The organism is Micromonospora sp. WMMD1274 (genome assembly GCF_049179035.1).
Taxonomy (GTDB): Bacteria; Actinomycetota; Actinomycetes; order Mycobacteriales; family Micromonosporaceae; genus Micromonospora; species Micromonospora tulbaghiae.
Window position 1 is genome coordinate 3,771,408 of sequence record NZ_JBMHMG010000001.1, and the last position, 23,572, is coordinate 3,794,979.

The following is a 23,572-nucleotide window of genomic DNA, read 5'->3' on the forward strand; positions in this document are numbered from 1 at the left end:
GTGGATCAACGGCCATGACCCGGAGAATACGGGCCAGTAGTGTCACGATGCTGAGGGATGGCAGCGGTCTCTATCCTCTGAACGTCGGCCACGCACTGCTGGCGTTGGCCAAGTTCGCCGGCGTGGCAGGCCCCGTTCCTTGATCCGGTGAGGCGCCGGCGGCAGAGGGCTTCGTGTCATCACGCTCGCTTACAGCCGTCTAGGCCATAGCCAGGCGGGCTCTGCAGCTGGCTTGGGCTCCTCAGGGGGGCGGCGGGCGGCCTGCCGGCTGTCGACCAGCGCGATGCCAAACAGAACGACTGCGGCAATCACCGCCGAGACGAGCGGCGGAGCGGATAGCAGCGGCGGTCCGGCGGCGAGCAGTACGGCAATGCCCACCCAGCGTCGGTGGGCGATTCGCGCGAAAACGGCACGTTCCAGCGCGGCCCGGCCGAGCAGGAAACACGCGGGGCCGCCGAGAATCATGGCGAGCCATGCTGGATAACTGTGCCCGGTAGGGCGCGTCTGGACGATGCCATGACCGATTGAAGTGCCCATAATTCCAGCGATCATCACAAAGTGGGTAGATCCAGCGAACCGGCCTAGGTTGGCCGGATCCCGGGCAGCGTATACCGCGTCGCCTAGCCTCAGCCCTTCGTTAAGGGCTGTCCACGGGTTGGGCTGGAAACGCAGAAGTGCCTTCTGATCAGGGAAAATAGGGCTTGTCGAGAGTCCTGATCGTCCCGTCACGGAAGGCACTTGCTGGGTGAAGGCTACCGCAACACGTCCGAAGATCGTGGTGACCGGCGACGGGCGAGGGGTGGTCGGTCACGTCGGTGCCCGCCTGCTCGCCGATGTGGCGGACGCGACCGGGTTGACCAGCGCGTTCAGTGAGGCTCTCGCCGGGTTGCGGCAGCGGCAGGGCGGTCACGATCCGGGCCGGATCGCGGTCGATCTGGCGGTGATGCTGGCCGACGGCGGCGAAGCGATCGCCGATCTGGCGGTGCTACGGGATCAGGCCGGCCTGTTCGGGCCGGTCGCCTCCGACCCGACGGCGTGGCGGACGCTGTCACAACTGGACGAGACGCTGCTGGCCGAACTGCGGGCCGCGCGGGCTCAGGCCCGGCAGACGGCGTGGGCCCAGCACGCCGAGACCCACGACCAAGCCTTCCCGCAAGTCAGCGTGGCTGGGCAGATCGTTGCAGGCCTGATCTTGGACATGGACGCCTCGATCGTGCTCTGCCATTCCGAGAAGGAATCGGCGACCCGGACCTGGAAGAAGACGTTCGGATATCACCCGTTGTTCTGCTTCCTGGACAACACTGGCGAAGCACTGTCCGGCCTGCTGCGCGAGGGCCGGGCCGGGTCCAACACCACCGCCGATCACATCACCGTGCTCGACCAGGCCCTGGCCCAGATCCCGGATGAGCACCGGCACGGCGTCCCGATCCTGATCCGCAGTGACTCCGCCGGCTCCAGCCACGGCTTCCTCGCCCACATCCGCGGCCTGCGCGAGCAGCACCTGGACGTCCGGTTCTCCGTCGGCGCCGCGATCACCGAACCCGTCCGGCAGGCCATCACCGCCGCCGCCGGCTGGGTCCCCGCCCTCGACACCGACGGTGAACTACGCGAGCACGCCGAGATCTGCGAGATCACCGGACGGTTCAATGCCACCGGCTGGCCCGAGAGGACCCGGTTCATTGTCCGCCGCGAACGCCCGCACCCCGGCGCCCAGCTGTCGCTGTTCGACACCATCGAAGGCTGGCGTCACCAGCTGATCGCCACCGACACCCCGCCTGGGCAGGGCGGCATCCAGTTCCTGGAGGCCCGCCACCGCGCTCACGCCCGCGTCGAGGACCGCATCCGCTGCGGCAAGAACACCGGCTTCGGCCGGTTCCCCTCCCGACACTTCCCGATCAACCAGGCCTGGCTCCTGCTGGCCCTGACCGGCATCGACCTACTCGCCTGGGCTCAGAACCTGCTCCTCGACGGCGACCTGGCCCGCGCGGAGCCGAAAAAGCTGCGCTACCGGCTGCTGCACGTCGCCGCCCGCCTCACCCGCACCGCCCGCCGAACCCGCCTCGCCATCGCCGCCGGCTGGCCCTGGACGAAAGCGCTGGTCACCGCGTTCGGGCGCCTCGCTGCACTACCACGCCCCGCCAGCTGAACCAGCACCCCCAACGCTCGACAACCGCCACGGAGGAACCCGGCCCACGCGCCGGGCCTTCACCATGCCTGCACCCAGCACGGGCATCCTCAAGCCGGGTTCATCGAGTCGCACCTATCAAAACGCGCCGAAATGAAAGACCGAGGCTAGCACGAGTCCCGCTCGGTGAAAATAGATCCGCCACAGCAGCACCGCCGTCAGGAACGCCACGAGCAGGCCGAAGATCTCGGTGAGGGTGACCCGGCCGCGGCCGCTGGCAAATGTTGCCCCTACAGACAGTATGGTTTCCCCGAGGGCGATGAGGACGAGTTGCTGGTACCGCTCAGCGAGGTAGTGCGGCCGCAGGGCCCACGCCCAGGCCCGCTCCCGTCCCAGGCCGGGCAGCGGCCAACCCAGCCGTGCCGACCCCAGCTCGATGACCACCGCCACACTCCATAGCGTCATCTGCTCCATGCCGGTCGTGAACGCGCCGATGAGCCAGAACACTGCCGCCAGGGAGAACCAGGCCAGATTCCGGAAGTACAGATCACGGAGGGGATGGGCGCCTAGTGCCCGGACGAGGACCAGGACGCGGCCGGTCTGGGCCACCACGTAGGCCAGCGCGAAGACAAGTCCAGCGCCGTCGAAGGCGTCGGGCAAAGCCGTGCCCATCACGAGCATGGCGAATGCTCCCAGTAAGACTGACTGTTGGGTTCCTCCTCTATACGGTTCAAACCTAGTGGTTATGTATGCCGTGGTCGTCCACGCCCAAATCAGTGGCGTGAACAGCAGCAAGGCCTTCCAAACCGCTATCCACTCGAAGGAAGAATCCACACTGCCGGCGCCATTGAGCGCGAAGGCAACCAAACGGTTGAGGGCGAACACCATGATCAGATCGAAGAACAACTCAAGATAGGTGGCCTGTTGACTGCTCTCCCTCGTACGCAGAAGCCCTCCTGCGCGCCCTCGCGTCCACCAACCGTGATCCTTCCGCATTGCCTCATCGCAGCTCATTTCCTCTGAAACCCGCACGCAAATCGATGGTCATCCCCATGCCCACCGACCCCTCCCAGATCCGGCCGCAGTGGCGCTCGTCCAGGCGACGTGAGAAGTTTGCGCCGATCCGGCAAACGGCCCCGGCACTTGCCGCCGTGCCGTGAGGTGAGCAGGAGCAAAGACCCCAAACCTTGATCAAATGAAACAGTCCTGAACTGGGGCCTTAGGGCAGAGCGCGTCGGAATCCGCCCCTACCGACCAGCTGAAGCAAGGACGGCATGAACCGCTGTAGGCGACCGACCCGCGCGGCCTCGTGCAGGTCCGTACGGGCCAACTGCGGATCACGCACCGGGCCGGCTCCAGGCGGAGAACCGTTCGCCATGGGGCCTGTCACAGAGCCGCCGTGGCCAAAGGGTGTAACCGTCAAGCCCAGGAGCTCCCACAGCGGCGCCGACAGGGTTCTGGGGAGCCGGAGGCCAGCTGCTGTGGATACCGACGCGCCCGCGGGGTAGGCGGCGCCATGTCGTCGTCTCGATCCAGGAGGCAGGCGTGGGTTGGCCGGCTGCGTTCATGGCTCTGCGTCGCCGCTCAGCGTAGCTATCGCCACCTGCAGACGTATCTCCTGGTAGCGGTGCAGACAGGGCTGGCGGCGGCCCTGGCGTGGCTGGTGGCTCGGGAGGCGCTGGGCAACCCGCAGCCAACCTTCGCGCCGCTGGCCGCTGTAGGTGTGATCGGCTCGGCTGTCGGTAACCGCGCGCGCCGCGCCGTCGAACTGATCGTCGGAGTGGTGATCGGCATCGCGGTCGGCGATCTGCTCGTGGCCGTGCTGGGAACGGGGCCGTGGCAAACCGGTGTGATCGTTTTCCTGGCAGTCGCCATCGTGGCCGCGGCACGGAGCAGCGGCGCGCTCATGGTGCAGACCGGAGGTACGGCCGTGCTGGTCGCAACCCTCACACCGACCTCACCCGATCTGGAACTGCCGCGAACGGCTAACGCGTTGGTCGGCGGGGCGGTCGGTCTGCTGGTGGTCCTCGTATTGGCACCACTGAATCCGGTGCGTGCCGTGCGCCGAGTCGCCGACTACTCGCTGGACCGCTTCGCCCGCGAGATGAGCGCCTCGGCCACCGCTCTGACCCGCCGCGACGCCGACGGCGCGGAACGGATCCTTGATCGCATGCGTGACGCCGATGCAGAGCTGAGCCAGATTACGGAAGTGGTGACCGCCGCCGACGAGGTGGCCCGGTTGTCCCCGCTACGGTGGCGCCGCCGACGGTTACTGGCAGCCTACCGGCAGGGCGTGGAGCACCTCGATCGCGCCTTCCGCAACAGCCGTGCCCTGGTACGCCGACTAAGCGCCGCACTGCGAGACGACGAACCGGTGCCGCACGAACTCCCTGTCGCGATAGAACAACTCGGTGAGGCGATCCGCATACTGCACCAGGAATTCCTCGCCGCCCACGAGCCACTGGCCGCCAGGGAGCGCGTACTGCAGGCAGTGCGCCACGCCGGCGCGGCCTGCCGCCAGGACATGGGTTTCTCCGGCACCATCGTCGTGTCCCAAACACGTCTGGTCGCCAACGACATCCTGCGTGCTACCGGCCTGCCCCGAGACACAGCCCGACGGATGGTGCGACAGGCGGCCGCAGGCAACTGATGCTAACCCGTGGCGGAAGCGCTACCACAGGTCTCGCCGCTCCCGAAATGTCTGCCCCCGCCAGCACTCACCCGACCACAACGCCACGATCAGCATCTCCGATCCGCCGCAGCGCGGTCCGCGACCAGCTCCTGAAGCAGCGCGTGATGGACAGTCCAGGTCAGGGCCAGCACAACACGATGTCGCGGAACAACTCGATGGACCTGGACGCCAAGGCCGCTCCGGCACCCGGACTACGCGATGAAATGACTAGCGATCCCAAAACAACTAGAACCCCATAATTCGAGCGGTAGCGCTGCTACTCGAAAGCGCGTCTTCAAGCCGCCGACTTGTCGATGGAGAGCTCTTACGTTAGTTCAGGTCGCGCTCGACGTCCGTGACGTCAACCACGCGATCACTGTCGCCCAAGCCGCTGCCAGCGCGGGTGTGCCATTCATCGAGATCGGCGACCCGCTCATCAAGAGCGTCGGCTTCCAGGCCATCAGCGCGGTCAAGCACCCGACTCCCGGCGCGTGGATCGTCGCCGAGATGATGTCCGCAGACTGGGGACGCGACCAGGTGGTCCTCGCGGCCGAGGCTGGCGCTGACGTCGTACTGCTCATCGGACCCGCCAGCATCGCCAGCGTGTCCGCGGCGGCCGATGCGAGCAGGCGCTTGGGTATCCCCGCCATGATCGACGTGCCCGAAGGCCGGCTGGGCTTGCCGACCGCATCGATCCGCTACGAGGAGTCCAGCTTTCGCTGATCCTGCCCGCCGGCATCCGCGCGATACCGTGTGCCGATGGGATCCGTGGACCTGGTCTTAGCTGCCGTGGCCGCCGCGGCCAACCTCGCCGTCGCCGCCGTGCTGCTCGCCAGGAGTCGTGCCGGCATGGCGATGCCTCGGATCTTCGGCCGCCCGCAGCCCTTCCCGCGCCTGCGGGCCGCAATGCACGCCTGCCTGGGTCTGGGAATGGGCGTAGGCTGGCTCATTAAGAACATCTTCCCGCCCCACTCCACGGGTGACATGATGCTGTTCATCGTGACTAGGATCCTGTTGGTGACTGGCCTCCTCACCGCCCTGCTGGTCGCCTTCCAGCACGCGCGAGCCATTCGTGACAAGGCCGTCCGCTAGCGCGTTGGCCACTATGAGTTCGTCATGAAGACGGTCGATGACGAAGCCTTGGCTGGTCTGGGATGTTCGGCGTGTCCGCGGGCACGGGAACGGCCGACCCGCGATCATCGTCGGCTTGTGGAAACAATGGAAGATCCTGTGGCGGCCGCTGGGCGCAGCGTAGAAGCCGAGGGGCGGCTGGACGAGTTCACGCTCGGTTCGCGGTGATCGCTGGGACGGTTCGGGCGGGTGGAGCCGCGAGGGCGCCAAGCAGCGGGCCGGTTACCTCACCGAACTGCGTAACCGCGGCGTTGAGGACGTGTTCATTGTCTGCTCCGACGGACTCAAAGACATGACCGACGCGATCGAGCAGGTCCGGCCCTTCGCGGCGCACCAGCAATGCGTCGTTCACTCGGTGCGGGCCAGCCTGCGCTACACCAACCGCAAGGACTGGCAAAGGATCACCCCCGTGTTGCGGGACACCTACACGGCTCCGACCGTCGCCGCGGTCGAGGCCCGGTTCCATGAGATGCGCCACGCCGTTCGGTGACCAATACCCGGCCGCGATCCGGCTCTGGGGCGCCTCCTAGCCACAGTTCGCGCCGTTCCTGAACTACGACCCGAGGGCCGCAAGGTGCTCTCCACCACCAACATCATCGAGAGCTGAACGCCCGGTTCCGTCAGGCCCCCGTCGACGTGGACACTTCCGGACCGAGCGGGCCGCGATGAAGGCCCGCTACCTCGTCCTCCAGCAAAAGCGCAAGGGCGGCGGGAGCATGACCGGCCGGGTCTACGGTTGGGCCAAGGCCCGCGGCGCCCTGATCCTCGCCTACGGCGACCGGATCACCAGCTAACAACCTCGATCACACCACAGGACCAAACACGGAAATCGACACACCTCCCGCCGATTGCATGTCCGTCGAACAGGCCGAGCAAGCCGGCGGCGAACAGTTGCCGGCGGACCGCAGGAGCGATGTTCGACAGCCGCAGGATGCCGCCGCGTACGTGCGTGGCCATGCGGCAGGCCACCAGCGTGCTGGTAGCGGCGGCAGCGAAGCAGTCGAGGCCAGTGAGGTCGAATTCGACGTCCCGGACTGTGTCGGTGCCCAGCGCGGCGAGCAGGCGTCGTAACGGGGCCACTGGTGGCTGCGCCAAGTCGGCCGGTCAAGCTCAGACAAATGGGCGGGCCCGCTGCTGGTGATCGTCACGTCTGTGACCCCTCGCTCCGCACCTCGCCGCCAGCAGGAGGGGGTCGCGATACGCGGCGAGGTGCTCGATGACACTTGCGGATTGTGCTGCGCGTCGGCGTGGCGTCCGACCGCGACGGCCCGGCCGCGTCAGTCGGCGAGGGGTGGTAGATCAATGGCGTCGTCGGTGTCGGGCAGCGGCACCCAACCCGGGCCGTCTACAGCGGGCATCAGGTGCGCGGCGGCCATCCGGGAGCGGGCCCAGGCAAGAACGGTTTCGCGGGTGCCCTCGATTCGGTCGATGCTGGTAGAGCGGCCGTTGATCTCATCCAACCAAGCGGCGACCCAGACGACACGCCGGTGCAGATCGCGCCCTTTGTGCACGTAGACGATCCCGTAACGGGAGCAGGGCTCGGCGACAAGTTGCTCGGGTGCGATCTCCTGGTCACGCAGCTCGGACGGCAGATGGGAGGCGTTCTCGCGTCGGCGTGGGGTGTCCACGACCCGCATCGTAATGTCGCCGCGCGGAGCAGGCCGCCCCGGCGATGGAGGCTCACTCGGACGACGTTGGTGAAGGAGGCTGCGCCCGCCTGAGAGGGCTTAGGTCACGCGGCGCGGTGGCAGAGTGTGAATCGAGCGGAGACCTCTCTGTTGCCAACGCCTTGACACTGAACCGCCCCGCGCTTGGTAGCGGCTAAATGGGTTGGGATTCCAGCTGGATCAGCCGGTGTCCGGGGGATCTAGAGGGCTTCGAAGGCGGCTGGCGGTAGGCCCGCGGCTCCGCTGTGGGGTGGCGGTGGTTGTGCTAGTCGACGTACTCGAGAGTGGCGATCTCCGCCTGGTTGCAGGTCCGCCACGGCCCGTGGCGTTTGATCAGTCCGGTCTTGACCGGGCCGATCGTGGCCTCTCGTCGACGCGTCTGGCTCGATGGGGGACTTTGCCGCGCCGATGTCCTCCGTCGCGTGGATCATCGCGCGCGCCGCGACCTGCGTCGGAGCCGCCAGCGCGACGTTTGCCTACAGCGACCGGATCGCCGTCCTGATCCCACCCGCCGCGACCTGCCAAGGTCCGCGACATGCGCGCCGGATGCCGGCACGGCACGGAACGGAACGGTTCATTGAAGCCTGCGACGAGCCGACCGGCTCCTGCGCCTGTCCACACCCGGCACCGCGCGACTGCTTGTGGTCGTCTCTGAAGGCCACTACGTCAATCCCGACCTGAGCCAGGCCGCCATTATCCGCCTCGACCACACCGGCTGCGCCCATCCTCTGGATCGCGCCGGACAACAAAAGGATGGCCGTCCAGGGCCTTCGACCACACCACCACCACCACTCGTCGTCGCCGTCGACGATCCCACCACCTGCATTAACCTCATTAGCCCGGCCATCGACGTCCTTGCCCAGGCTTGAGCTATCGGCGCGCCGAGTTGAATCTCCCACGCCGCGCGGCCAGGCCGGATGTCGGCTTACCTCGCCGATTAAATGGCGCGGCGGCGCGGCCGTATCTGAGGAGCTCGGATCAGGCTTCCATTCGCCATGGATAATGCTATTGAAGTTAGTGACGCCGGAACCTATCGTGAACGGCGTGGAGGAGGCCGGTTCGGCGTAGGTCGTAGGCCAGCGTCCGGGTCTCGTGCGACGGCGATTCCGGCTGCGTTTGGCATTGCAGCCGGTGCGATGTGATCGACCCTGAGCGGCTTAATGCGGGAAGTGGCTGAGCATTGGGGCCGCGTGGGGCGACGTAGCGTGCGGCCATGCTCAGCGGAGCCGCTGCGGACGGAAATGGAGGCATCAGGACCGGTCCGGACAATCGGTGGCGGTGACGGGTCCAGCGCCGAGCAGAAGGCGTTGTGGTAGCTTGTGGGGCAAGCTTGATATCGCCCAGCGTGGATGACCCGCGTAATCGGTTGACCGTCACGATCGAGGTCACCCGGTAGTCGAGCTCGACCTTGCCGCCGTGACGTTCGTCGACTCAGGGTCATCTGCGTGCGGGTAATCGCTCACCACGTCGCCAAGACCGCCGGTGGCAGGTTGATATTGATCAACTTGCACTGGTCATGCCCGCCGCGTTCTTAAATCACAGGCGTTCTGCCGCTGCTCAGCCCTGACGCCACCACCTGCGAGCCGTCGCCGAGCGACGTCTGACCAGGTGCCGCGCTGTCCGGCGATGTTTCGCCTGGCCAAGCCGGGTGGCGGTGCTGACTGTCAGGACGGGCGGACCTCAATAGAGGGGATCACTGCCGTGAGCGAGCTGACCGCACACCTGGACCTTCCCGGCGGCGTCGACGCTCTTACCGCCGCACGGGAGGTCACCAGGACCGTCCTGACAGGGTGGCGGCTCGGCGACCTGCAGTGGGTGGACGACGCGGTGCTGATCGCCGACGAGTTGGTGGCTAACGCGGTGCGCCACGGCGGCGGCTGCCCACGCCTGTACATTCACGCTGACGGCACAAGCGTGACGATTGCAGCAGTGGACGGCTCCGCCATCGTCCCGCGCCGCCGCGACCCCGACCGCGACGGCGGCCGGGGTTTGGCGATCATCGAAGCCCTGGGCGCCGAGTGGGGTGTCACCGATTTCAGTGACGGTCACAAGCGCGTCTGGGCCCGGCTGACGGCGCCGTCGACCGCCACCGCCGACTAACCTCTGCACCGATCGCCGGAGCTGCGAACAGCATCGAGGACGAACGGCGCGGGTAGCGTCAGCCGTGTTGGGACGGCGGGTGCAGCCAGGCGGCTGGCTTCCTCCTGAGCGCCCGCTGCTCTCACTCGGTCCACGAAGGGACCGCGAGCCCGGCAGTGTCCGGTCTCCAGACGCCGCCTGCCGTCTGATGTAATAACGGGGCGCCGGGCACGCCGCCCACGACAGCAGTCTGTCGCCCCATCGCCACAACACCGTCCCGGCCCCGCGCCGCTGCTTGGTCGCACCGCGTCTGCTCGGCACCCGGCGTGGTTACTGCGGCGGCAGGATCTCCAGGTCAGCGCTCATGCGGGTGACGACGTCGGCGTCAAGTTGCCGACCGTGGGCGAGGGGCCAGCCACCATCGCGGAGGTTGGCGATTGTTTGGGTGAGGGGCGCGCCGTGGGTACGCGGCGCTCGCGTCGCTCCAGAGTACGACGGTGCCCTGGGCTGTGGTGTGGCTGTTGCCGCCCGCTTCGCCGAGCAGCGTCAGGCAGTTGCTGGCATCGTCGAGGACACCGACGCTCTTGTCGCGGCGCCCGTCCGCCAGCCGATCATGGTTGAGACTGACGCACCGCACCGCCTAGGCAAGGGAGGCGATGACCCGGCCGGCGCCCTCCAAGCTGACCACTGCGAGGCAAGCCGCGGCCACCTCGCGTTTCTGCGCGTCGTCCGCCTGCTCGACGTGGGCCACGAGGTCGGCAACGCCGACAGGCGAAAGGTGGGACCGCACGAAGATCTCCTCGCGGATCCCCAGCATGTCGGCGGGGGTGGTGACGAGGGCGGCGAGGATGTCCTGCGCGGCAGCAACCGAGATGTCGAGACCCTGACGGCGGCATTCCTCGTGCAGCCGCTCGACCGTCTGCTGGCGATTCCTCATCCGACCCACGTGGTCCTCCTGCAAAGCGATCGATCCGGACATTAGCCGTAATCATCGGTGCGTCGGGAAGCAAGAAGCGCTCAGGCGCCTGGACTCCGCCGGTCCGGTGCCACCAGCCACACATCCTCGGCCGTCGTAACCGACGGCTTATCGCGGTTGCTCGGCCACCCGGCGGAGCGTCGCGGTGACCAGATTGAGGGTGTAAATGCCCGTGTCGGGGGAGGGTGAGCCGCTGCTCGGGAGACTGCGGTGGGAGTGGAGATGAACCGCTGCGGGCCGGCGGGTGGCGACCCGCCATCTCTGTGGGCCGGTCAACATGCTGCGTCGCCAGCGAGCAGTGCGGCGCTGGGAAGTGTGGACTCGCCGTCGAGCATCAGCGGAACAAGGAAACCGGCTCCCGCTACAACAACGGCTGACATGAAGTCTGCTGCGGGCGGTCGCGGTTATGGTGCCGCCCGGCGACGTGAAGATCGTGGAACAGTCAGCCGCCTACACCGCTGCACGCCTTCACCGCAGCGATGTACCCGGCCTGCCGCCTTGTGTCGACGAGCAGCGGGACAGCCCGTACAGCGGTAGGTGATCCGTCCGACGTGTTCGGTCACCACCACTTGGCAGTTTCGGAAGAGGCGGTCTGCGGCTCTGGCGTGCCGTCGGATGCCGTGCTGAGGTACCGATTTGCGGGATACCCGTGCCGTTAGTTGTTCTTGCGGGCGACGCCGCAGTACTCGGAGGCGGGCGTCGTGTCGTTGCCGTTGGGACGCCAGCGCGAGCAGGTGACGAGCCCGGGGTTGATCAGTTGCAGCCCGGCGAACAGGCGGGTGATCTGCGCTGGGGAGCGGATCGCCATCGGCGCTGAGCCGGTGGCGTTCCACATTCGCACGGCCCGGTCGACGGCCTCCGGGTTGACCTCGCGGGTCGGATGGGAGATCACCAGGTGGCTGCCGGCTGGGACAGCGTCAAGCAGCTGGTGAACGATGCGGGCCGCCTCCGCGTCGTCGACGACGAAGTTGAGAATGCCAAGCAACATGATCGCTATGGGTTGATCGAAGTTCAGGGTGCGGCGTGCTTCGGTGATGACCCGTTCGGTATCCCTGATGTTCGCGTCGATGTAGTCGGTGGCACCCTGCGGGCTGCTGGTCAGCAACGCGCGGGCGTGAGCCAACACCATCGGGTCGGTATCGACGTAGACGATGCGCGAGTCAGGTGCGGCGCTCTGGGCGACTTCATGAGTGTTGTCCGCGGTGGGAAGGCCGGTGCCGATGTCGAGGAACTGCCGGATCCCCACCTCGTCGGCGAGGTACCGGACCGCGCGGCCGAGGAACTGCCGGTTGAAGCGGGCCGACTGCACCAACTCCGGCATGAAGGCGAGGACCTGCTCGGCGGCCTCCCGGTCGGCGGCGAAATTGTCCTTACCTCCCAGGAGGTAGTTCCACAGGCGGGCGGAGTGGGCCACGCTGGTGTCGAGCTTGTCGTACGCAGACGAGGATGTGTTCGTCACCGGGGCTCCTTCAAAGCGGACCGCGGTACGGGAGCAGCGATCGCGTGTCCGGGCAAGCCTAATGCTTTCGTGCGCCATAGTGGATCCCTGGACATCGATGCCACTGCGGGCAACGTGGTTGCCGCGCGCCTGCGGCGGTGTGGGAGTGTCGATGTGACGATGATGGCGCTGCGGTGGGTCGTAGCGTGGGCATCGTTTTCGCCCTCCAACCGTGGCGGTCCGCATCAGACGCGCCGAGGCCGGGAGGGTGATGCGGGTGGTGCCGCGAACCCGGGCACTACCAAGGCGTGCCCTTGAGGCCATTATCGGTGTGCTTGTCGTCGTGCATGGCCCCATCTACTGGCAGACAAGCTTCCGCCGGACCTGGTGCGTCGCCTGGTCGATCGGCTCACCGACCCTGGACCGTTGCCTGAAGGTGCCTCGGCCGGCCTCGGCCAGCGCATGCACTGGGCAATGGCGGAGGACTACGGTGACTACCCTGAGTCGATGCCTCGCCGAACCACCTACCACCTCGACGTCCCTGACGAGGCAGTCGACGTCTGCGTAGCGGGACTGGCCGATCTCGGTGGTGAGGTCAGCCTCCAACCGACCGAAGACGGGACCCACTCAGGCCGTCGGCGAATAGCGGCGGCCTTCCCCGACCTGCCACCCGACCCCAGCCACCATGTCCAGGTCGCCCAACTGTCATCGCTCGCGAATCGCTGCGGAGGCCACCATCTAGGCTTCAGGGCCTGACGCGCGCCGCAACGATCAGGCGTCGACATAGTCCTCGGCGCCGGTCAGCCGCAGCGCCCGTTCGTCGTGCTCGCCAGCGATCCACCCGTCTCCGAGGATGACATCGCCTCGAGCCATCTGCCGGGCTACCACCGCAGCCCGCAGGCATCCGGCAACATCGCAGACGGCTCCGGGCTCGGGCACGCGGCCGACGGTGAGAGTGATGACGGGAACGGGTGGCATCCTCCGGGGCCGACGATCGAATCTCCCGAGTATGCGAACCACCCTCGCGATCTCCCAGTTTACTCTTTCCTGCCCAGGGCCAGCATTTGATGACGCACGATCAAGGGGACGTCGCCTCTCGCTTAGGCCGTGCGAACCTGGGCTGCGCCGACTGCTCATGCCAGGCGAGTGCGGCGATGGGGGATCCAGTCGAGGAACCGGGCCCGTAGCGCCGTGACGGGTGTGGTGGGAAGGTCGGCGGGCGCGGCGGTGAGGCGGCAGCCGAGACGCATGAATAGGTCGATGGGGGTGTGGTCGGCGAGTAGTTGCTGCTTGCTGGCTGGGTGGGCAGGGCCGCGGTTGGCGGCAGTTTGCAGGGGCCCGGGCGGCCGGCTGATGCCGGTGTTCGTGCTGGTCACTGGCCATGTCGTGCCTCCCGCGCTTCCAACCGGGGTGAATGCACTCGCCCTCACGTAAAGGTCTTGATGCTGATAGCACGGTTCACGTTCGTCCGGTGGGATCGCCGCGATCGCGACCGCGCCGATGGGCCGGCGTGCCAGGGTGGCTGTGTGACGGGTCAGCGAAGCGGCGGCGGTGATGATGGCGGCGGCAGGGCGAGCCGAGACGGTGACTCGCAGACATGGGAGCCGGCAGCAGGCGACGTTCCTGGAACTGTTCTTCGACCTGGTCCTCGTCCTTGTCATCCAGCGGATCACCCTGCGGATCACGGAACGGTTGAGGCCGCCCGGCGTCGCCGACGGGTGGCATGCCTTCTCCGCCGCAGGCAAGACGCTGCTGCTCGTCCCACTGACCTGGGTGTGGACTCCTGGCGGCGTGGACGACCGCTAAGTGCGACCCGCGCCGGCCGCCCGTGCAGGCCGTGATCATCGCGGTCATGTTCGGTGTCCTGATCATGCCGGCGGGGCTGTCCACCGCGTTCCGCCAAGTCGGTCTGGCCTTCGCCGTACCGTACGTCGTCATTCAGACCGGCCGGGCCGCCGCCCTCATGATCATCCTGCGCGGGCACGAACTGTCACGCACCGCAGCCCGCGAGCTCGTCTGGTTCACGCTGTCCGGCATCCTGTGGCTCGCCGGCGCGTTCACCCTCGGCGGGACCGGGTGACGCTGTGGATCTGCGCCGCGGCGATCGACTATCTGGCGGCCAGACTCGGCTGGCCGGTGCCGCGGCTCGGCTCACTGCGCGCCACGGCGTGGGCGGTCGCCGGGGCGCATCTGGCTGACCGCTACCGGCAGTCCCTCCTGATCGCCCTCGGCGAGTGGGTCGTGGCCCTGGGATACACGAGGGGCCTGTACGGCGTCGAGTCGACCGCCGCGTTCGTGATCGGCTTCGCCACCACCGTGCTGCTGTGGCGGATCTACTTCTACTGGGCGGGGCAGATCCTCGGCGACGCCATCGCCGCGTCGAAGAACCCCGAGCACCTCGGCCGCGTGGCCGCCTTCGCCCATTGGATCACGGCCCTCGGCATCATCATCATCATCACCGCCGTCGGCGACGAACTGGTCATTCCCCACCCGCTCGGGGACACCATGCCTGCCTGGGCCGCGGTCATCCTCGGCGGCCCCGCCCTGTACGTGTCCTCGCCGCCCCGCTGATGGTCCTCCTGCCACCGGTGCCGGTGTTCCTCACCGCAGCGCTGGTCCTGGCCGGGATCGCCGCCACGGACGCCGCCCGCGCCCTCGGCAAGCCCCTAAAGGCCCGATCACCACCTAGATAAGCAGTTCGGCAGCAATGAATAGGTCCGCGCGGTGGAGACAGGGGTTCTGATGGTGGGTGAGGCAGGGCTGCTGCTCAGGCACGGGACCAAACGGCAGGCGACCTTCCTGGAGTTGTTCTACGACGTGGTGTTCGTCTTCGCTTTCACCCGGATATCGACCCGATCCGCCGATGTCCTCACCAGCCCCTACGGTCACATGCCCAGCGTTGTCGCCATGGGCCTGGGCAAAGCACTCCTGCTGCTCCTGGCGCTGTGGGCGGTTTGGCACCTCACCGCCTGGACCACCAGCCAGTACGACCCCTTCCACCACCGAGTCCAACTCATAGTCCTCAGCTCCTTGGTTGCCAGCCTGGTCATGGGAGTGGCTATATCCCGCGCCTTCGACGAACGCCGTCTGGCACTCGCCTGTGCCTACGTTCTCGCCCACGTCAGCCGATCTCTCATTCTGGCGGTCTCCCTGCGCGGCGAACGTGACAGGCGAAGCCACGAGCTACGCATGCTGACCACGTTCAGCCTGACCGGCGCCCTGTGGATCACCGGCGCCGTGCTGCCGCTCGACTGGCGGCTACCGCTGTGGCTGCTCGCACTGGCCACCGAGTGGATCACCGCACGAGCCGGCTTCCCCATCCCCGGCCTCGGCCGCTCCCCAGCTGCGAAACTACGCATGGAAGGCGAACACCTCGCCGAACGCTACCAACAATTCCTCCTCATCGCCCTCGGCGAAGCGATCCTGGTCACCGGCCTCGTTTACGCCGACGGCACCATCGGCACCAGCGAAACCGCCGCGTTCGCCATAGCGGTAGCCACCACCGTGCTCATCTGGCGCATCTACTTCCACCGCGCCGGACAGATTCTCCCCGAAGCGATCACCAAAAGCGCATCCCCGGCACGAATTGGCTGGTCCACCACCGACTCGCACCTGATCATGCTCGCTGGCATCGTCACCACCGCCGTCGGCTACCACCTGGCCATCGAACATCCGCACGGCGACACCAAGGCCACGTGGATCGCAGTCATCCTCGGCGGCCCGGCCCTGTTCACCGTCGGCCGGGCACGTTTCGAGCACGAGGTCTTCTCCCGCGTATCCCCCTCCCGGGTCATTGTCCTCCTCACCCTCGCCGCTCTCTTCCCCGCGATGATCCACCTGCCACCACTGGCCTCAGCAGGCGCCGCCGCCGTCGTACTGGCCGCAGCGGCCATCGCCGACGCGCGGCGCGCAAGGGGGCGCCCACCCGAACAACCCAAACCATCACCATGAAGGCCCAACACCGCAGTCTGACAAGGCCGCAGCCCACGTAGCTGCGAACCAGCCTGACCTCGCCGCGGCCACCGCACAGACCGCACTGCCGATTGCCCGGCGGGCAGGGTCACGGCGAATCCTGCAACAACTCGCACATCTGGTTGCGGAAGTCGGCCGGCATCGCTAGTTTCCTGATGTCCGTGCGCTTTTCGATGATCTTACGGAGAGCACCTGAGCGCTCTTCGTCGAGGACGGGCTCCCCGGCCGGCAGCGAGACCAGCAGCTGGATCGACGCGATGAGCCAGCTGTTCGCGATCGACGGCCCCTACGACCCCGCCCGCTGGGTAGCGCCGAACTCCTCAGCCGCTGGCAGCACACGGCCGCCGGGCCGTTGAGCGCGGCTGGCGTGGTTGTACGCACGGCTACTCGGCGTCCAGCCCAGCAGCGCGGCAGATGCGGTGTACCGCTCGCGGGTGTAGCCGGAGATACGGGCGACGTCGCGTCGACGATGGCGTGGCGAGTTCGGGCCGCGCCTCGTCGAGGGCCTCCTTGGCCTAGTACGGCAGCCGCCGTTCGGGATCATGGCTGGAGTTCGAGGTTGAGGCGTCGGGCGTAGTGGGCTTGGCGGGCTCGGGCTTGATGGCGGCGGCGCCAGTCTGACCAGCGCAGACGGTGGGTGAGGTCGCGGATCGGGCGGAGTACGAGGGTGTTGATCAGCCGGCGGGTCTCGTTGACGGTCAGCTTGATCAGTCCTGTGTCGGTGGAGTCGTCGTCGGCGTCGGCGGCGCAGATCGCCAGAACGGCGAGGGCGGCCAGGGCCAGGGTGGTGAAGCGGTGCCAGGAGTCCCAGCGGCGGACCTGGTGCTGGTCGAGGCCGACCTGGCCCTTGGCGGCTTGGAAGCTTTCCTCGACTGTCCAGCGGATGCCCGCGACCCGCACGAGTTGGGCAAGAGTGGCCTGTTGCGGGGTCCAGCAGCGGTAGAAGGCCAGCTCGCCGGTGGTGGTGTTGCGGCGGATCAGGAGGCTGTGGTGGCCGCCGTCGTCGGGGTCGGCATCGGTGCAGACGTCGTCGAGCCAGGCCCAGTCGTAGAAGCGTGGCCCTTTCGACCCGGCGCCTGCGCTGCGGCGCTGCCACACCGAGGCCGGTAGGTCGGCGGCGACCCGGTCAGCCCGCACCCGAGTCTTGCCGCCGTCGAGAGGGACCAGGTGACTGCGGGAGACGCCCAGGACATAGCCCAGGCGGTGTTCGCGCAGGTGAGCGCGGAAGACGCTGCTGTTGCCGTAGGCCTCGTCCGCAGCCGCCCACGCGGCGGGGACGCCGGCGTCGACCGCAGCGGTGATCATGTCGGCGGCCAGCTCGGACTTCGTGGCGAAGACGACCTCATCGGGAACCCCGGCGGCCTGGCATCTGTCCCGGTCATCGGTCCACGACACCGGCAGGTAGACCCGGCGGTCGATCAGCGTGTGCCCGTGCCGGCTGGCGTAGCCGCAGAACACCCCTACCTGCGCGTTCTCGATCCTGCCGGCGGTGCCGGTGTACTGGCGTTGCACCCCGACCGAATGCGTGCCCTTCTTCAGGTCCCCGGTCTCGTCGACGACCAACACCGCGTCCGAGTCGCCGAACCGGGCCACGACCACGTCGCGCAGATCGTCGCGGACGGCGTCGGCGTCCCACACCGCCCGATACAACAGCCTCTGCATCGCGTCCGGCCGGGCATGCCCGGCCTGCTCCGCCAACTGCCAACACGTCTTGACCTCGACATCCGAGAGCAGCCCGGCCACGAACGCCGTCGCCGTGCGCCGCGGCTCGACCCGCCCGAACCGTCCCGCGAACGCCTCGCACACCCCGGCCAGAACCTGCCGCCACCGGGCAGGGTTTACGCTGTGGCACGCGGCCACCGCCAGATCTGAAGTTATGTCCACAGCAGACAGACGATCACGCGGTGGCCGCACCTCGTCTACCCGGCCCCACCAGCGACATCTCAAACGGCGGCTGCCGTACTAGTGGTAGGTATGGGCGGCGTGTTCGAGTCGGCTGGTCACGCCGTGATGGTGGCAGATACGACGAAGCGGCCCCGCCCTCTCAGCGAGACGGGACACGCAGTGATTGCTGGTCATACCGCTTCGCCATAAGGAGTCGATCAAGGCGGGTGCTCAGGGGGCGCTGGCGTTACCGTGGCTGAGCCTCGTCTGGCAGTGGCGGTCCGGGTTAACGAGAGCGGGCTCGGACCGCCACTAGGCGCAACGGCCCCGCCCTCCTCCTGGAGGGGCGGGGCCCGCTTGACGTTCTATCGGTGTGGCCGGCGTGATCGAGCGTCCCGCTGCCGGATCTGTTGGATGCCGCTGACCCACGCCGAGGGTTGCCGTTGAGGTCAAGCCCCTGTCGCCAACCGCCGTAGTATCACCGGTTCCCACGCTTCTGCTGATCTCTCGCCGGCGGCGTGCGGGCTCGTACCAGAGCGTGGTGGTCCCCCGCACGCTTTTCGTCACTAACGTGTGCCGATGATCGACTTTCGCTACCACGTCATCTCGCTTGCTGCGGTGTTTATCGCTTTGGCGGTAGGTGCGGTATTCGGCAGTGCCACAGCGAACGGTTACGCCACCGACGCGCTTAGCGACCCGATGGACGCAGCGCACAAGACTAACGATCAGCTCCTTCAGAAAACCGACAGCCTGCAGGAGGAAGCAAGCCGTAAGGACGACTACATCAACGACACCGCGCCTGCTGTGCTAGGTGGGACGCTCGCGAATCGCTGAATCGTGGTGCTGACGACGCCGTCCGGACAAGGCCACGCCGAACGCGTGATTCAAAAGCTTGAACTGGCCGGCGCTGACGTCACCGGGCCCGTCCACATCCAGGAAGGATTCTTTGACCCGAAGAACAGCCTGGATCTGCTGCGCTAACTCGCCGTAGCGCTTCTCCGTCGATCACCCTGCCGGGTAACAGCAACGGGGTCGGAACAGCCAGCGCACTCCTGGCCGCGACCTTCCTCGGGGCCATCGACCGGCATTCCCCCCATCCAACGGGTGATACCTGCCTCGCGAGCGCCGGATACCTATCCGCGCCAGAGCAGGTCGATGGCCGCATGGACGGGGGGTCCTGGTGACCGGGGCACCCTACGTGAAGCGAAACCCAACCGAGCGAAACGCTGCGGTCGTGACCCTGGCCGCACAGATCGCCACGACCGGACGGATCGTCTTGGCGGGCACGGTCTCCGCTGACGGTAGCGCTATCGGGGCAGTGCGCGGCTACCAGGCCCTCAAGGCGCAGATCTCGACGATCGACGGTGTGGCCGGCACGCAGGGGCAGGTCGTAACAGCGCTCGCCCTGGTCGAGCCGGATTAGCGCCAACCAAGCAGGTCATTACGGCACGGCTGGCGACGCTGACTCCCTCGCACCGAAGAGATGATCAGGGTGGGTGATCTCGTCTGGCAGTGGCAGTCCGGGTTGAGAAGGGTTGGCTCGGGCCGCCATTAAGGCGTGTTGCAGAAGTCGTGGTGGCCGGTGAAGGTCGCGGCGTGGCGGTGATCGACAACTGAAGAGGTCTCCGGTGTCTGGTTCTGCGACCAAGCAAGAACGTCATACCGGAGACCTCGTGGCCACCTTAGCGGGGACGAGGCGGCACGACCTCACCGACGCTCAGTGGCAGCGGCTCGCCGCACTGCTGCCAGCCGTGTCGGTGAAGGGTCGTCCGCCGACGTGCGAGAGACGGCAGCTCATCGATGGGATCAGGTGGCGAATCCGGATCGGTTCGCCCTGGCGTGACGTCCCGGTCGAGTACGGACCCTGCAGACGGTCTACGGCCTGTTCCGTCGCTGGCAGCGCGACGGAACATGGGACAAGATCCTGGCCGCGTCACAGGCCACCGCAGATGCGCAAGGGCGGATCACCTGGACGATCAGCGTGGACTCGATGACCAGCTGCGGCCACCAACACGCCGCCGGCGCCCGCCAAGACGGCCACCTGCAGAAAGAGCCACCCGGCGGCGTGCACGACGAACCCGCCGATCACGCCCTCGGACGACCTCGCGGCGGTCTGACCACCAAGACGCATCTGGCCTGTGAGTAGGGGCAGAAGATCCTATCGATGGTCGTGACCGCCGGGCGCCGTGGTGACAGTCCGCAGTTCATCCCGGTCCTGCGTCGTATCAAGGTGACCCGTCTCGGGGTGGGCCGGCCCCGCACCTGCCCCGACCTCGCCCTGGCCGACAAGACATCCCACCCCCGCCCTCCCGGAGGAGGACGGGGCTGCCGCATGTTTGGTCGGTGCTGGCCGGGACGTTGATGCGGTCATGCTCCACCGTCCGGCATGTCGGTTTCCTCGTCGAGGGATACGCCGAGTTGTGAGGCGATCAGCTGGGTGGTGCGGCAGGGCCAGCCGGGATGCTCCCAGTCGTAGCCGTGGGCGTCGCAGCCCTTGCATTGCCACCAGCTGACGAGGCCGCTGGAGTGGATGCTGTGGGGTTCGGGCCGGTGGAGGGCGGCGACGTCGCGGAGGGTTCCGTCGGTGGCGGTGAGGAGAGCGCGGTAGGGAGCGGGGCAGAGGGAGTCGCTGGTGCTGACAGGGTGCCATCCCGCGTGGTATGCGCCGCCTCGGTATTCCTGGATGAGGCCGGTGTCCTGTTCGAGGACGCGGGTGCCGTAGGGCGGGCGGTGCGGCCTCGTTGTGGATGTGCAGCGGATCGGCTTGTCGGTCACAATGTGATTCTCTCTCAGGATGCCCTGGTCAGGGCGGTAACGAGAGGGCGGCCGGGGCCCCAGATATGCGGCACGTCGACATAACTGGCACACCCTCACCGTCGCCCGCCCGGTGTCTCTGCGGACGGTGCACTCCCACCACCGCCAGACAGCGACGCGGATCGGCCGACCTCACAGGACCAGTCGCCTCAGGCGGACAGCGACCTGAAGGAACCGGCCGTAACCGACGCCGAGGCCGCCCCCGGCCGACGCCGACACATCTGGTGAGGCAGATTCCGAACCCAGCACGGACCCGGAAGGCAGCGACGGCTTCACCGGGCCCAGCAGCTCAGCTGAGGCTGCGAGCGCGTCCGATGGCGGGAAGCCGAAGCCCACACCGGTCCAAGGGCAGCCTGCGCGGGGCCATCCTCGACGTGCTTGAAGCTCACCCAACCAGCCGCTCAAGACCAGCCGCCTGCTGCACATCGAGGCCAGCGCCGACCTCTCCGGCCGGGGCCGCCCGCCTTTCCTGCTGCTCGTCCAGGACCGGCCCGCCCCGTCCACAACAATGGCACGAGGCGCCAGATGCGCGCCGTGCATCTACCGCTGAACGACACTCGATCGGGTTGGCCCAGGAGGCGTAGGGCGGGGTGATACAGAGCTGAACGTTTTTCAGGACCGCCCGCCTGAGGGTCTTATGGGCTGCATCCCCATGTTCGTCGCCGGCCTCAGCAGGGTGAGGATCGTCGGCGTGTGCCAGCGCCTCGACAACCCCTGCGCCTCGTCTGGGCGCATGTCGACCTAACTAGCGTTGAAGCTCGGCGGCGGCACCACCGCCCGGACGAAACCACCCAGAGGATTCTCAGTGATATCCTTCGACAGAACACAGGCCTGCGCACGGGGTACTCGTACGAGGCGTGGGAACAGTGGTAGCCATTCGGCCGAGATTGTTCGCAGCGGTGACTGCTGCCTCTGCGGTTGTCGTGCTCGGGCTGCGGTCTTTGCTTCTCGCTGCCGAGGAGCGCAGTGTTGGCGAGGGCGCAGCGGTGGAGGGTTTGTACGCGGCTGCGAACAGACACGTTGTCATGTCCTGGGTACTTCTTCTGGGCGCATGCTGCTTGGTGGCTGTCACCATTGCCGCGATATGGCACTCGGCGAAGCGGGCAGAGTCGCAACCCGGATGGGCGATCCTCTTCCGGATGGTCGCTCTCGGGAGCGGTGCTTTCATCCTTCACGTAGCGTGGCGGGCGTGGCAGCATCTTACGTTTGAGCCAGACGGCGGGCAGCGGCTGCGCGCGAGCAGTGCGACCGCGGACGTGTACGACGTCTCGACTGTGCTCGAGCGACTTCACCAGTTGCCGTGGGCAAGGCCGAGTCTCGCAGGTCTATTGTTAATAGTTGCTTGGCTGATTGGCGTAGGGCTACTACTTCAGCCTAAAGGACGTCTCGTAACTCGGTGAGAGCGGTTGCCTGCAACGGTGCCGGTGTCACCTGGCGAGGATGGTGTTGTACAGGTTGGCGATCCCGGCAGCGGTGCCGGTCAATGTGTGTGCGGCGCGGCGGTAGTCGCGCAGGATCTTGAAGGTCTTCATGCGGGCGAGGAGTGTTCGACCTGGGCGCGGACGGTGCGGTGTTGCTTGTTCAGGTCCGCTTTCCGCTCGGGTAGTTCGCTGCCGTCGGCGGGTTTGGGGTGGGGGATGATCACGTCGGGATTGCCGCGGTAGGCGCCGTCGGCCATGACCGGCCGTCCCGCGAGTTTCTGGTCGATACCGGAGGTGCGGTAGACGATGGTGTCGTTGCGGTTGCCGGGTTGTGGGTCGCCGAGGGCGACGACGAGGCGGGTGTGGGTGTCGATGGCGACCTGCAGGTTCGTGCTGTAGCGGTAGTTCTTGCTCGGCGCGGCCAGCCGGTGGCCTCGGGTCGGGGTGAGGGTGCCGTCGACGATCGTGATCTGGTCGACCCGACGCCGGCGGACCGGGGCCAGGGCGAGTAGCGGGCTGAGGGTGTCGATGACCCGGTGCGCGGCGGAGTGCGACACCCCGAACAGCGGGCCGATCTGGCGCATCGTCAGGTCGTGCGCCAGTACGCGGCCACCAGCAACACCCGATCGGCGAGGTCAATCGACCGCTGCCGGCCTGGTCGACCGTCGGCGATCGCGTCCCCGCCCCGCTCGGCGATCAGACGGACCAGCCTGCGGAACTGGGTGGGCTGCAGCCGCGTGAGGGGAAGAGCCACTCCGGGCGGGGCCGCCGAGATCACCTGCACACCGACACGATCAACCATGGACGTACGGCCGAGTTACGAGACGTCCCTTAGCAGAGGACGTCTCCACGCGATTGTCGATAGCCGCACCCACCAGGACGTCCCGCGGTCCGGGGAGAGGTCGAAGACGGCACCATTGAGTGTTACCCGCACGGATCGAGGTTCGACCGGGAGACCGGCCGGGCGTTCGGCCCGCCAGCTATCAAAACGTCACCGTCTTCTCGCTCAGAGTCGACGGCGTCGACGTCTACGTGGCCTGCCGCGGCGGCCGGTGAGCGAAGAGCGAAACCGGCCCGGGCATTCGTGTCACCACCCCGGGGCGGACGTACTGCGCTACCCTGCCGACTCCCCACCATGGTCTGGCGCGACGTGTCCGGCGAGCTGCGGAAGGCATCACGCCCGGGATGGTTCGGGCTGGCGATGGCCAGCGGCATCATCTTGACGGTCTGCCTGGACGGTCACTTCGGGCTCTCGGTACTGCTCGTGGTCGTCTTGTTGTGTCCTTTCCTGATGTTGAGTGTGTTCACCGGATAGCGGTTACTTGCCTACCGACGCGGTTTCAGGCCTTTGCTGGGGCACACCAGACGCGGCATCGACGGCGGTGCGGTGCGGC

22 protein-coding genes and 4 pseudogenes are annotated in these 23,572 nt (G+C 67.3%); 15 read left to right on the plus strand and 11 right to left on the minus strand.

Annotated features, from left to right (window positions below; genetic code table 11):
• Positions 1 to 189: 189 nt before the first annotated feature.
• On the minus strand, positions 190 to 738 hold the full coding sequence (locus ACN27D_RS17840; protein WP_421499544.1) for a low temperature requirement protein A: 549 nt from the start codon (positions 736 to 738) through the stop codon (positions 190 to 192).
• A 7-nt stretch (positions 739 to 745) separates the two neighbouring features.
• On the opposite strand from ACN27D_RS17840, the gene ACN27D_RS17845 reads away from it, so the two are divergent.
• Entirely contained in the window at positions 746 to 2,146 is a 1,401-nt protein-coding gene (locus ACN27D_RS17845; RefSeq protein WP_421498291.1) for an IS1380 family transposase, read from the plus strand.
• 117 nt (positions 2,147 to 2,263) lie between these two features.
• Here ACN27D_RS17845 and ACN27D_RS17850 read toward each other — a convergent pair whose 3' ends face one another.
• The gene (locus ACN27D_RS17850; protein WP_421501162.1) at positions 2,264 to 3,139 is read right to left on the minus strand and encodes a low temperature requirement protein A; all 876 of its coding nucleotides are present in this window, start codon (positions 3,137 to 3,139) and stop codon (positions 2,264 to 2,266) included.
• Between the two features lie 613 nt (positions 3,140 to 3,752).
• Here ACN27D_RS17850 and ACN27D_RS17855 point away from each other — a divergent pair.
• The 5 genes from ACN27D_RS17855 (at position 3,753) to ACN27D_RS17875 (ending at position 6,721) form a co-directional block, all read left to right on the plus strand.
• Positions 3,753 to 4,775, plus strand: a complete 1,023-nt coding sequence (locus ACN27D_RS17855) for an FUSC family protein (RefSeq protein WP_421499545.1) — start codon at positions 3,753 to 3,755, stop codon at positions 4,773 to 4,775.
• A gap of 255 nt (positions 4,776 to 5,030) precedes the next feature.
• A complete protein-coding gene (locus ACN27D_RS17860) occupies positions 5,031 to 5,519 on the plus strand; it encodes an orotidine 5'-phosphate decarboxylase / HUMPS family protein (protein ID WP_421501163.1) in 489 nt (162 codons plus the stop codon).
• A gap of 36 nt (positions 5,520 to 5,555) precedes the next feature.
• A complete protein-coding gene (locus ACN27D_RS17865) occupies positions 5,556 to 5,888 on the plus strand; it encodes a hypothetical protein (protein ID WP_421499546.1) in 333 nt (110 codons plus the stop codon).
• 274 nt (positions 5,889 to 6,162) lie between these two features.
• Positions 6,163 to 6,417, plus strand: a complete 255-nt coding sequence (locus tag ACN27D_RS17870) for a transposase (protein ID WP_421501164.1) — start codon at positions 6,163 to 6,165, stop codon at positions 6,415 to 6,417.
• 175 nt (positions 6,418 to 6,592) lie between these two features.
• Positions 6,593 to 6,721, plus strand: coding sequence for a hypothetical protein (locus ACN27D_RS17875; protein ID WP_421499547.1), 129 nt, complete (start codon positions 6,593 to 6,595; stop codon positions 6,719 to 6,721).
• Here ACN27D_RS17875 and ACN27D_RS17880 read toward each other — a convergent pair.
• On the minus strand, positions 6,711 to 7,007 hold the full coding sequence (locus ACN27D_RS17880) for an STAS domain-containing protein (protein WP_421499548.1): 297 nt from the start codon (positions 7,005 to 7,007) through the stop codon (positions 6,711 to 6,713). The genes ACN27D_RS17875 and ACN27D_RS17880 overlap by 11 nt on opposite strands.
• A 197-nt stretch (positions 7,008 to 7,204) precedes the next feature.
• Complete coding sequence (locus ACN27D_RS17885; RefSeq protein ID WP_421499549.1) at positions 7,205 to 7,555, minus strand: hypothetical protein; 351 nt, start codon at positions 7,553 to 7,555, stop codon at positions 7,205 to 7,207.
• 680 nt (positions 7,556 to 8,235) lie between these two features.
• On the opposite strand from ACN27D_RS17885, the gene ACN27D_RS17890 reads away from it, so the two are divergent.
• Positions 8,236 to 8,463: a hypothetical protein gene (locus ACN27D_RS17890; RefSeq protein WP_421499550.1), complete on the plus strand. Its 228-nt coding sequence runs from the start codon at positions 8,236 to 8,238 to the stop codon at positions 8,461 to 8,463.
• Positions 8,464 to 9,295: 832 nt separating this feature from the next.
• Positions 9,296 to 9,694, plus strand: coding sequence for an ATP-binding protein (locus ACN27D_RS17895; RefSeq protein ID WP_421499551.1), 399 nt, complete (start codon positions 9,296 to 9,298; stop codon positions 9,692 to 9,694).
• 619 nt (positions 9,695 to 10,313) lie between these two features.
• Here ACN27D_RS17895 and ACN27D_RS17900 read toward each other — a convergent pair.
• The 4 genes from ACN27D_RS17900 to ACN27D_RS17915 all read right to left on the minus strand — a co-directional run bounded on the left by ACN27D_RS17900 (position 10,314) and on the right by ACN27D_RS17915 (position 13,463).
• A complete protein-coding gene (locus tag ACN27D_RS17900) occupies positions 10,314 to 10,652 on the minus strand; it encodes a hypothetical protein (RefSeq protein ID WP_421499552.1) in 339 nt (112 codons plus the stop codon).
• Between the two features lie 652 nt (positions 10,653 to 11,304).
• Positions 11,305 to 12,108, minus strand: a complete 804-nt coding sequence (locus ACN27D_RS17905) for an SAM-dependent methyltransferase (protein ID WP_421499553.1) — start codon at positions 12,106 to 12,108, stop codon at positions 11,305 to 11,307.
• A gap of 750 nt (positions 12,109 to 12,858) precedes the next feature.
• Entirely contained in the window at positions 12,859 to 13,026 is a 168-nt protein-coding gene (locus ACN27D_RS17910; RefSeq protein ID WP_421499554.1) for a hypothetical protein, read from the minus strand.
• A gap of 194 nt (positions 13,027 to 13,220) precedes the next feature.
• Positions 13,221 to 13,463 carry a hypothetical protein gene (locus tag ACN27D_RS17915; protein ID WP_421499555.1) on the minus strand — a complete coding sequence of 81 codons (243 nt, stop codon included), beginning with the start codon at positions 13,461 to 13,463 and terminating at the stop codon, positions 13,221 to 13,223.
• A 208-nt stretch (positions 13,464 to 13,671) separates the two neighbouring features.
• On the opposite strand from ACN27D_RS17915, the gene ACN27D_RS17920 reads away from it, so the two are divergent.
• The 3 genes and pseudogenes from ACN27D_RS17920 to ACN27D_RS17930 all read left to right on the plus strand — a co-directional run bounded on the left by ACN27D_RS17920 (position 13,672) and on the right by ACN27D_RS17930 (position 16,038).
• Entirely contained in the window at positions 13,672 to 13,893 is a 222-nt protein-coding gene (locus ACN27D_RS17920) for a low temperature requirement protein A (protein ID WP_421499556.1), read from the plus strand.
• 31 nt (positions 13,894 to 13,924) lie between these two features.
• Positions 13,925 to 14,658, plus strand: a pseudogene (locus tag ACN27D_RS17925) (low temperature requirement protein A).
• Positions 14,659 to 14,811: 153 nt separating this feature from the next.
• Positions 14,812 to 16,038, plus strand: coding sequence for a low temperature requirement protein A (locus ACN27D_RS17930; protein ID WP_421499557.1), 1,227 nt, complete (start codon positions 14,812 to 14,814; stop codon positions 16,036 to 16,038).
• 561 nt (positions 16,039 to 16,599) lie between these two features.
• Here ACN27D_RS17930 and ACN27D_RS17935 read toward each other — a convergent pair.
• A complete protein-coding gene (locus tag ACN27D_RS17935; RefSeq protein ID WP_420891099.1) occupies positions 16,600 to 17,919 on the minus strand; it encodes an IS701 family transposase in 1,320 nt (439 codons plus the stop codon).
• A gap of 603 nt (positions 17,920 to 18,522) precedes the next feature.
• Between ACN27D_RS17935 and ACN27D_RS17940 the strand changes: the two are divergent.
• The 3 genes and pseudogenes from ACN27D_RS17940 to ACN27D_RS17950 form a co-directional block, all read left to right on the plus strand.
• Positions 18,523 to 18,924: pseudogene (locus ACN27D_RS17940) on the plus strand (copper transporter).
• A 199-nt stretch (positions 18,925 to 19,123) separates the two neighbouring features.
• Entirely contained in the window at positions 19,124 to 19,366 is a 243-nt protein-coding gene (locus ACN27D_RS17945; protein ID WP_421499558.1) for a copper transporter, read from the plus strand.
• Between the two features lie 250 nt (positions 19,367 to 19,616).
• Positions 19,617 to 20,233: pseudogene (locus ACN27D_RS17950) on the plus strand (IS5 family transposase); the annotation flags it as partial.
• A 77-nt stretch (positions 20,234 to 20,310) separates the two neighbouring features.
• Here ACN27D_RS17950 and ACN27D_RS17955 read toward each other — a convergent pair.
• Both ACN27D_RS17955 and ACN27D_RS17960 read right to left on the minus strand, forming a co-directional pair.
• A complete protein-coding gene (locus ACN27D_RS17955; protein WP_421499559.1) occupies positions 20,311 to 20,718 on the minus strand; it encodes a hypothetical protein in 408 nt (135 codons plus the stop codon).
• A 1,466-nt stretch (positions 20,719 to 22,184) separates the two neighbouring features.
• Positions 22,185 to 22,962: pseudogene (locus tag ACN27D_RS17960) on the minus strand (transposase family protein).
• 351 nt (positions 22,963 to 23,313) lie between these two features.
• On the opposite strand from ACN27D_RS17960, the gene ACN27D_RS17965 reads away from it, so the two are divergent.
• Complete coding sequence (locus ACN27D_RS17965) at positions 23,314 to 23,493, plus strand: hypothetical protein (RefSeq protein WP_421499560.1); 180 nt, start codon at positions 23,314 to 23,316, stop codon at positions 23,491 to 23,493.
• Positions 23,494 to 23,572: the final 79 nt, after the last annotated feature.